7 protein-coding genes are annotated in these 7,927 nt (G+C 66.2%); 5 read left to right on the plus strand and 2 right to left on the minus strand.

The features are described 5' to 3' along the window. Positions 1-569 (plus strand): hypothetical protein (locus ETD96_RS36500; RefSeq protein ID WP_205719623.1); only part of this gene is annotated, 569 nt, incomplete at its 5' end. A 288-nt stretch (positions 570-857) separates the two neighbouring features. Here the strand turns inward: ETD96_RS36500 and ETD96_RS36505 are convergent. Then, a complete protein-coding gene (locus ETD96_RS36505) occupies positions 858-1,499 on the minus strand; it encodes a TetR/AcrR family transcriptional regulator (RefSeq protein WP_138641034.1) in 642 nt (213 codons plus the stop codon). Positions 1,500-1,679: 180 nt separating this feature from the next. Between ETD96_RS36505 and ETD96_RS36510 the strand changes: the two genes are divergently transcribed. The 3 genes from ETD96_RS36510 (at position 1,680) to ETD96_RS36520 (ending at position 4,866) form a co-directional block, all read left to right on the plus strand. Continuing rightward, positions 1,680-2,453, plus strand: a complete 774-nt coding sequence (locus ETD96_RS36510; RefSeq protein WP_138641035.1) for a cyclase family protein — start codon at positions 1,680-1,682, stop codon at positions 2,451-2,453. A 70-nt stretch (positions 2,454-2,523) separates the two neighbouring features. After that, a complete protein-coding gene (locus tag ETD96_RS36515; RefSeq protein ID WP_205719624.1) occupies positions 2,524-3,960 on the plus strand; it encodes an amidohydrolase family protein in 1,437 nt (478 codons plus the stop codon). Between the two features lie 93 nt (positions 3,961-4,053). Beyond that, positions 4,054-4,866, plus strand: coding sequence for a beta-keto acid cleavage family enzyme (locus ETD96_RS36520; RefSeq protein WP_138641036.1), 813 nt, complete (start codon positions 4,054-4,056; stop codon positions 4,864-4,866). A 903-nt stretch (positions 4,867-5,769) separates the two neighbouring features. Here ETD96_RS36520 and ETD96_RS36525 read toward each other — a convergent pair. Then, positions 5,770-6,162, minus strand: coding sequence for an STAS domain-containing protein (locus tag ETD96_RS36525; protein WP_138641038.1), 393 nt, complete (start codon positions 6,160-6,162; stop codon positions 5,770-5,772). 1,367 nt (positions 6,163-7,529) lie between these two features. Here ETD96_RS36525 and ETD96_RS36530 point away from each other — a divergent pair. Next, entirely contained in the window at positions 7,530-7,748 is a 219-nt protein-coding gene (locus ETD96_RS36530; protein ID WP_138641040.1) for a hypothetical protein, read from the plus strand. Positions 7,749-7,927 lie beyond the last annotated feature (179 nt).

A 7,927-nucleotide genomic window follows, 5' to 3' on the forward strand; every position in this document is an offset into this window, starting at 1 on the left:
CCCCTGATCCCACCGCCCCTGATCCCACCGCCTCGGTTCAGGCCGGTGGAGGCGCCGGTGGAAGGGCTGGGGCGGGTGAGCAGTCGTCCACGGCGGGAATGCCGCGTGGACTGGTCGGGCCCGGACGAGGAACCGCTGACCTGGGCGGGGCGGCGGCGGTACCGGTCAGTGCCTTGCCATCGCCGCGCGGCCTCGCAACGGTCGACCCGGTTCAACTGGACCACGACGAGCTGGCAGCCCTTCACCGCTATGGCCCCTATGGGGACGTCGTGGCGCGGCGAGCCGGGCAAGGGGACTGCGAGGCGATATATGAGGCCGCCGTCCTGCTGGGCCCCCACCACGGACACAAGGCCGTCGGATACCTGCTGAACGCCGCCGCGGCCGGCCAGAACATCGCCTACGACCTCGTTCCGCTGCCCGGCGATCGCATCGATCCGCGCCTGGCGCTCACCCACGCGCGCCTGCTGGCCCATAGCGCCAAGCACAGCGGCGACCACGAGGCTGTTGATGCCTTCCGGGCATGCGCCGCCCGATACGAGGACTACGCTGCGGTCCCACGAGAGGGCTGAGCCGTCGCTGCACGGTCCTGGGCGGTGAACGGCCAGCTCTCGATCTTGGCCGTTCACACTCGATCCCGCCTACCGGTGCCTTACCGGGCTGCGGAGCGCATCTTCAGCGACAGTGATCACCACAGCCTCGGTGGATCGCGCTGGGAAGGCGATGGCCCGACGCCGGTGCGGAAGTGAGACGACGATGAGCGAGTTGCGGCAGGCCATTGCGTGCCACGGGGTATGGGCACAGTATGGGCACAGCGGTTTCCAGCCGACGGCGGCGAGTATGGGTGACAGCGAATGGCTTCAGCCGTAGGTTAGGGCAGCGATCAGATAAGACCGCAAGATCGCGGGCTTCTGCTGCGGATTCGTCTCCGCTACCAGGTTCTCGACTCGGCTGTCGAACGCGCTCTGGGTCAAGACGCCGACACTGAACATGTAGGCCCAGTGATGAAAACCTTCAGGTCTGCCGGGAAGCGCCTGCTTGAGAGCGTCGATGAACGCTCTTGCCATAGGGTCGAACAGCGTTGAGAGGACGTTGCGTTCTTGGCTTGACGGATCTGACGCCTCCCTGAGGACAAGTCGTGCGTACCAGATGTCGTCCGGATTGGCATGCATCTGGAGCACTGGGTCGATCCAGGCATCGATGATTTGTCCCAAGCTCTCGGGAGCGGACAGGTCCTCGATCTGCTGAAGTCGACGGAGCCGCTCTTCGTTGACGTACTGGCGGCGCTCGAAGATCGAGTAGTACAGGTTCTCCTTGGTCTCGAAGTGATACACGAGCAGGGACAGCTTTACGCCTGCTTCACGGGCAATGTCGCGCATGGTGGTGCCGTGGTATCCGTCGATCGCGAACAGACGCTCGGCTGCACGCAGGATCAGCTCACGCCGAGTCGGCTCCGCTGCCGTGCTTGCTGTGGCGCTCGTGGGCGAGTTTGTCGTGGCCATGGCCGGTCAGCACCCCTCTAGGTCGATGGATCAAATCTAACGCTTGACGCCACTGACTGTACGTACGTACTGTTCTCGTGACGGTCGTCACACCCGCCGCTGACGGTGGTGAGTACGGCCGATCCAGGCGGCCGTCACCCGACCGCCCGAACCACCACCCAGCAACGAGGCCCCAGCCACATGACTCAACTGATCGACATCTCAGTCGCACTGAAGACGGGCATTGCATCCGACCCGCCGGGGCTCCTGCCGTCCATCGAGTACTTCAGCCACACCGAGACCGTCGACGACGTGCTGGCGTTCTTCCCGGGTGCCACTCCAGACGACCTGCCCGACAGGGAGGGATGGGCCATCGAGCGGGTGTCCATGACCACCCACAGCGGCACCCACCTCGACGCGCCATACCACTACGCCTCGACGATGGATGGCGGCATCCGCGCCATCAGGATCGATGAGGTACCCCTGGACTGGTGCTTCCAGCCGGGCGTCAAGCTCGACCTCAGGCATCTCCCGGACGGCAGCGTCGCGACGCCCTCAGATCTCCAGGAGGCGCTCAACCGCATCGGACACACCCTGTCTCCGCTGGAGATCGTGCTCGTCAACACCAGGGCAGGAGCCCGCTACGGAGAGCCGGACTTTGTCGAGTCCGGGTGCGGTGTCGGCCATGACGCCACGCTCTTCCTCCTCGAGCAGGGCGTTCGCGTCACAGGCACTGACGGTTGGAGCTGGGATGCGCCCTTTTCCTACACGGCTCGCCGATACGCAGAAACGGGCGACGGCTCCTTGATCTGGGAGGGCCACAAGGCCGGCCGGGAGATCGGCTACTGCCACATCGAAAAGCTCGGCAACCTCGAGGCGCTGCCCGCAACGGGCTTCAAGGTCGCGTGCTTCCCCGTCAAGGTTCACGCCGCGTCGGCGGGCTGGACGCGGGCCGTCGCCATCCTCGACGACTGACGGACCCGCTCTCGGTCTCCTGTGCACCTCGGGCCCCGAAGAGCTCACACAACGAGAGGTAACCAATCAGATGTCCAAGCGCACGCTGATCCGCGGCGGCTACGTCGCGACCGCGGACCCCAGCTTCGGCAACCTGCCCTCAGGAGAAGTCCTCATCCAGGACGGCGTCATCGTAGCTGTCGGCGTCGGCATCACTGCTGACGACGCCGAGGTCGTCGACGCGACCGGAAAGCTTGTCATTCCTGGCATGATCGACACCCACCGCCACACCTGGCAGACCCAGATGCGCGGAATCTGTGCCGACATGAGCCTGCTCGGCTACATGAACACGATCCGGCTGGCCATCTCGCCCAACTACCGCGCCGAAGACGTCCATATCGGCAACCGTGTAGGCGCACTGGAGGCAATCAACGCTGGCGTCACGACCATCCTCGATTTCTCCCACTGCAACAACAGCCCCGAGCACGCCGACGCGGCGATCAACGGTCTCAAGGGCAGTGGCATCCGGGCGCTGTTCAGCTACGGCTTCTTCGATTCCAGCCCTACCACCACGAAGTTCGCAGACCATGCCGAGCGCCTCGCCGACTTCCGGCGCATCGTCGCCGAGAACGCCGGAACGTCCCGCCTCACGTTCGGTGTCGCTCTCACCGAGATGGGGCTGATCCCGTGGGAGGACACCGTCCGCGAGATCAACCTGGCACGCGAACTCGGTGCGCGCATCGCCACCCACACCGGCTGCTTCTGGGGATCCGTCGTCTGCGGCGGCATCAAGGAACTGCACCACGCAGGACTTCTCGGCCCCGACCATGTCCACATTCACGCCAACACGCTCGACGAGGAGGAGTGGCGCTACCTGGGCGAAGCAGGCGTCCACGTGTCCATCTCTCCCGAGACCGAGATGAACATGGGTATGGGCTACCCCGTGTTCGAGCAGTGCCGCGTGCACGGCATCAACGCCACCCTCAGTTGCGATGTCATCTCGCTGAACTCAGGCTCGCTCGTCACCCAGATGCGCCTCGGTATCGCAGCGGACCGGTTCGCTCAAAACGCCCCCATCAACCGGCAGGGCCAGATGCCGGACGTCCTGGCTACCACCTGCGACGACGCGCTCAAATGGGCGACCATCAACGGTGCGGCCGCCTGCGGCCTCGACGACCAGATCGGCTCACTCACACCGGGAAAGAAGGCCGACATCGTCATCGTCGGCAACCCGAACAGCTTCACCGGGCAGCCGGCTATCGACCCGGTCGGCAGCCTGGTGTTCCAGAGCACCCCCGAAGACGTGTGGGACGTGTTCATCGACGGCGTTGCAGTCAAGCGGAACGGTCGGCTGGTCGGCGTTGACCTCACCGCATTGTTCGAGCAGGCCAACGCGTCGAAGGACCGGATCCTTGCGGAGGTCGCGAAGACCTACCCCCAGCTTCCCCCACCGGTTCACGGCAGTAACTTCCAGGCACTCGAAACCGCCGCTGCCAACAACCTCGCGAACGCGCCCAAGGTCAACTGACGTTCGATGCGAGGGCGCCCCCTCGGGGCCGCCCTCGCGTCGAGTTCATCGCGTTCACCAACCCCCGGCTACTTGAACGGACCCAAACCGACTATGAGTGTCGTCATCACCGTCGCCCCGACCGGCCCCATCGCCTCCAAGGCCGACAACCCTGCACTGCCAACGCAACCGGAAGAGATTGCCGATGCTGTCGCCGACGCCTACGAGGCAGGAGCATCGGTGGCGCACCTCCACTTCCGTGACAGCAACGATCGGCCCACTGCAGACCCCGAGATTGCCCGGCGAACCATCAACATCATCCAGGACCGCTGCCCGATCCTGATCCAACTCTCGACAGGCGTCGGCTTGCAGGTGCCTTTTGAACAGCGCGCTGCCCTAGTCGAACTCAAACCAGCGATGGCCACGCTGAATCCGTGCAGCATGACTTTCGGCAATGGCGAGTTCCGCAACCCGCCAAACGAAGTCCGTCGTCTTGCTGCGCGCATGCTGGATCTGGGTATTCGACCCGAACTCGAGATCTACGACACAGGCCACCTGGACGAGTGCTTGAGGCTCAGGGACGAGGGACTGCTGGGCGACAGCCGGGTTCAGTTCTCCATCGTCCTCGGCGTCAAAGGCGGAATGGCCGCCACGCCAGACAACCTAACGACTATGGTTCGTCGACTTCCGCCCGACGCAATCTGGCAAGTGATCGCCATCGGCCGGGCCAACCTTCAGCTCACCGCCCTCGGCCTCGCGCTCGGCGGCAACGCCCGCGCCGGACTCGAAGATACCCTGTATCTCGGGAAGGGTGAGCTGAGCCCCGGCAACCTTCCGCTCGTCGAGCGAACCGTGAGCCTCACCCGATCCATGGGTCTGACGCTGGCTGACACCGCCGCCACCCGTCAGCTGCTCATCCCCTCCTGATGCAGCGGACTGACCACCTTTCAAGCCGACGACTATGGCCCGCACCGACGCGGGCCATAGTCGTCGAACCTTGCAAGACCGGCCTCCGCAACGACCGATCGGGCGCGCACGCCGGGCCGCACGCTCGTAGAACACCGGCGTCCCCGAAGAAGTCGGGGTCCGCCCCAGGGCCCACCGGGCGAGCTCGCGAATAAGCGCATCAGATGCCACAGCCCGGCCGGTTCGAGCAGCACCCTCAACCCTTGCTCACCGGCTGAAAGCCGGGCAGCTTCGCGCCGAGGCGCAGAACACCTCGCGCCGCCCGTCGAGGTCGGCGAACAGCACCTGGCGGCGTTCCAACCAGGTCCAGCACTTGCCGGGCGCGTCACCTCTCCGCCTGCCGGGCCGGTCCGGTCATTGTTGGACCTGGAAACGCCGATCGGCATCGGCTGCCGGTTCCGATGCACGGCTGGTCTGACCGTCCGCCCAGATCGATGACGAGATCATCTCGCTCACTCAGCACGGGTCGGCTCGGGCTTCCGTGTCGATACCTGCCGGCGCCCCAAATGGCCGTCTATGACCGACTGCTGCGCCACCGTCCCGCATCCCAGGGCGATGCCTCGTGACCATGCACCAGCAGTCCTGCCGACCTGCTCTGCATTGACGAGGTGGCTATGTCGAACTCGACAAACGCGGCGCCGGCCCGCTCTTGCAGGTGCCGACCGACCGGGAGGAGACCGCCGGCTCGCGATCGCCTCCTACGGGCCACGGTTGGGCTGGATCAGAGTGTTCACTGCCCCTCGCCTCTGCACCGCCATCGTCGACGGGCCCACCTGCGACGCCACCAACACCGAGACCGGTGCCCGGCCCTACCGCCTCAGCCGCCCCCAGGCCCAACAGGCTACGGCCTCGTCCTAGCCCCAGTCAGACCGGATCAAGGTCAGGTCCGGCCCCCGAAACAGCAGGGAGCCTCGCGCAGACGCGCAGATGGCCGTCCAGCCCCACCCTGTTCAGCAGCTCGGCCACGCGGGCAGGCGGGCGCAGCAGCACCAGTTCCCCGCCGGCGGCACCGGCACGCTTCCACAGCCGGACGAACGCGTTGATTCCCGAGGAGTCACACCCGCTCAACTGCGACAACTCCAGCGCGATCCGCGGCGGTGTCTCCTGCGCGATCAGCAAGCCGACCTGGTCGAGTAGCGCCGGGGCGGTGACCACATCCAGCTCTCCGCCCAACGCGACTGTCAGCCACGGTCCATCAGCCCCCCACTCCACGCTCATCCTGCGCACCGACGAGGAACCATCCGGGCTCGAGGTCATCTCGTCCACTCCTCAACCAGTGGCCAGCAGACCCTCCCGATTATCCCCACAAGCTTCCCCATCGCGCCGCCGGAGAGTAATGATCCACCCAGACCGCGGCGCCGCCGGATGAGGTGCACCGCCGTCCCGGCGACCGCACCCCCTGCAAGCGGCGACGGCGAAACTCATTCGTGATCAAGGCCGCCGAGATCGCTAACTGGAACCACCACCTTCTGATTCTTGAAACCACGGCCTGGCCCGGCGTGTGGTGATCACACGCCAGGTTCCGGGCCACGACCGCGCCGCCCTGTTGTTCACACTTCTCTTCCCCGCACATATGGGGACCAATGCCCCGAAATAGCGAATCTGTGGCAACGTTCACTGCTGTTCACTGGCGTCCACACGGGTTGCCGCTCGTATGCGGTCGTCTTTTCCGCGTCACCGGCGTCCTTTTTCAGGCAAACGGCCCTGGGTGCAGTAAATGTCGCGAAAGCCTCGGATGTGTTGAGGGCGGCCCGCTCCCCTGCCCCTAGAGGAGGAGAAAGGCGGGTCCTGGTTCCTCAGCACGGATGCTTCTCGCCAGCCGCCGGTCTGCCGGCTCCCATCGACAGATTCGTCTAGCGCTGAGGAGACAGTGTTGGAGCAGACGTGGACCATCGCGTGGCCGCTGGGGAAGGGGCGGCTCCCTCAGCGGCACCCCTCGGTCACCGCTCTTGCTTCGGCGCGACTGATCCGGTCGCGCGGTGACCGACGGTGTCGTGGAAGCGGTGCTGGGTCACCAGGCGGTACCCCTGGCAAGACTCGCGTCCCTCGGCGTGCTGCTGTGGGCGGCGCGGTGCGGGTGGACGAAGCCGGCGGTGCCGCAGTTGGCCCCTGCCGCACTGGAGGACTGCCGGCGGGGCGGCTGCCGCGAGCGCGGCGCATCTGCGGTCGTCGCTCTGGACGCCGACCTCCCTGCCGGTCACCTCCGCGGACGCGTCAGGTCCGACCGGTACTGCCCCGGCCGGGCAGCGGTGTCCCCTGGCGGTATGGCGGACGGTCCGGCACACGGGCTCACCGGGGTGATCGGCCTCCTGCTCTCGGATCAAGGAGGGCCGAACCTCACCCCGCTCGTGATAATGGACCCCCCATGGTCCGCACCTGACGGCCGACCCTTCGCTGCGCTCGTTCGCCGGGAAGCCGACAGGCATGAGTTCCTCTGCTCACCTGCAACCAAAGTGCGGGGAACCGAGGCCGCAGAGCCAGTGACACTGCCGACCAGCCGCGGACAGGAGGTGTAACCGCAACCGAAACCAGACGGGCGGCTTCCCCTGCGCATACAGGGGGAGCCGCCCTAGGAAACCGCCCCTACACGTTATCCAGCGCACAAGAAACGGAGTTCCCTGCTGATGAGGCTACGCCACCGCAAGCAGAAGTTGTCGTCTCCTCCCACGCTGCGCTCCCTGCGGCCTACCGCGGTCATCTGCGGAGGGCTCGCCGTCGGCACGCTGGCGCTGTTCGTCCCCGCGATCACTGGCCCGGTCAGCGTCGCCGCCACCACGGTCGTGGCCGTGCTGACCGTCACCGGCCGGGCGGGGAGGGATGAGACTGACTCGACCCGCCGCTAGTGGGCGGGCTATGTCAGCCGGGCCTTTCCCTTGGCGATCTGCCCTAGGGAAGGGTCCAGCTCCGTCCCGAAGAAGGTGAGGGGGCGGATGGAGCCGATGCCGAGCGCGCCGCCGGTGAGGTCCTTCGCGTCCAGCAGGAAGCTCTGGAACGCCATGCCGAACAGCAGCGTCACGGCCGC

This window comes from Actinomadura geliboluensis, assembly GCF_005889745.1.
In the GTDB taxonomy this organism is placed as follows: domain Bacteria; phylum Actinomycetota; class Actinomycetes; order Streptosporangiales; family Streptosporangiaceae; genus Spirillospora; species Spirillospora geliboluensis.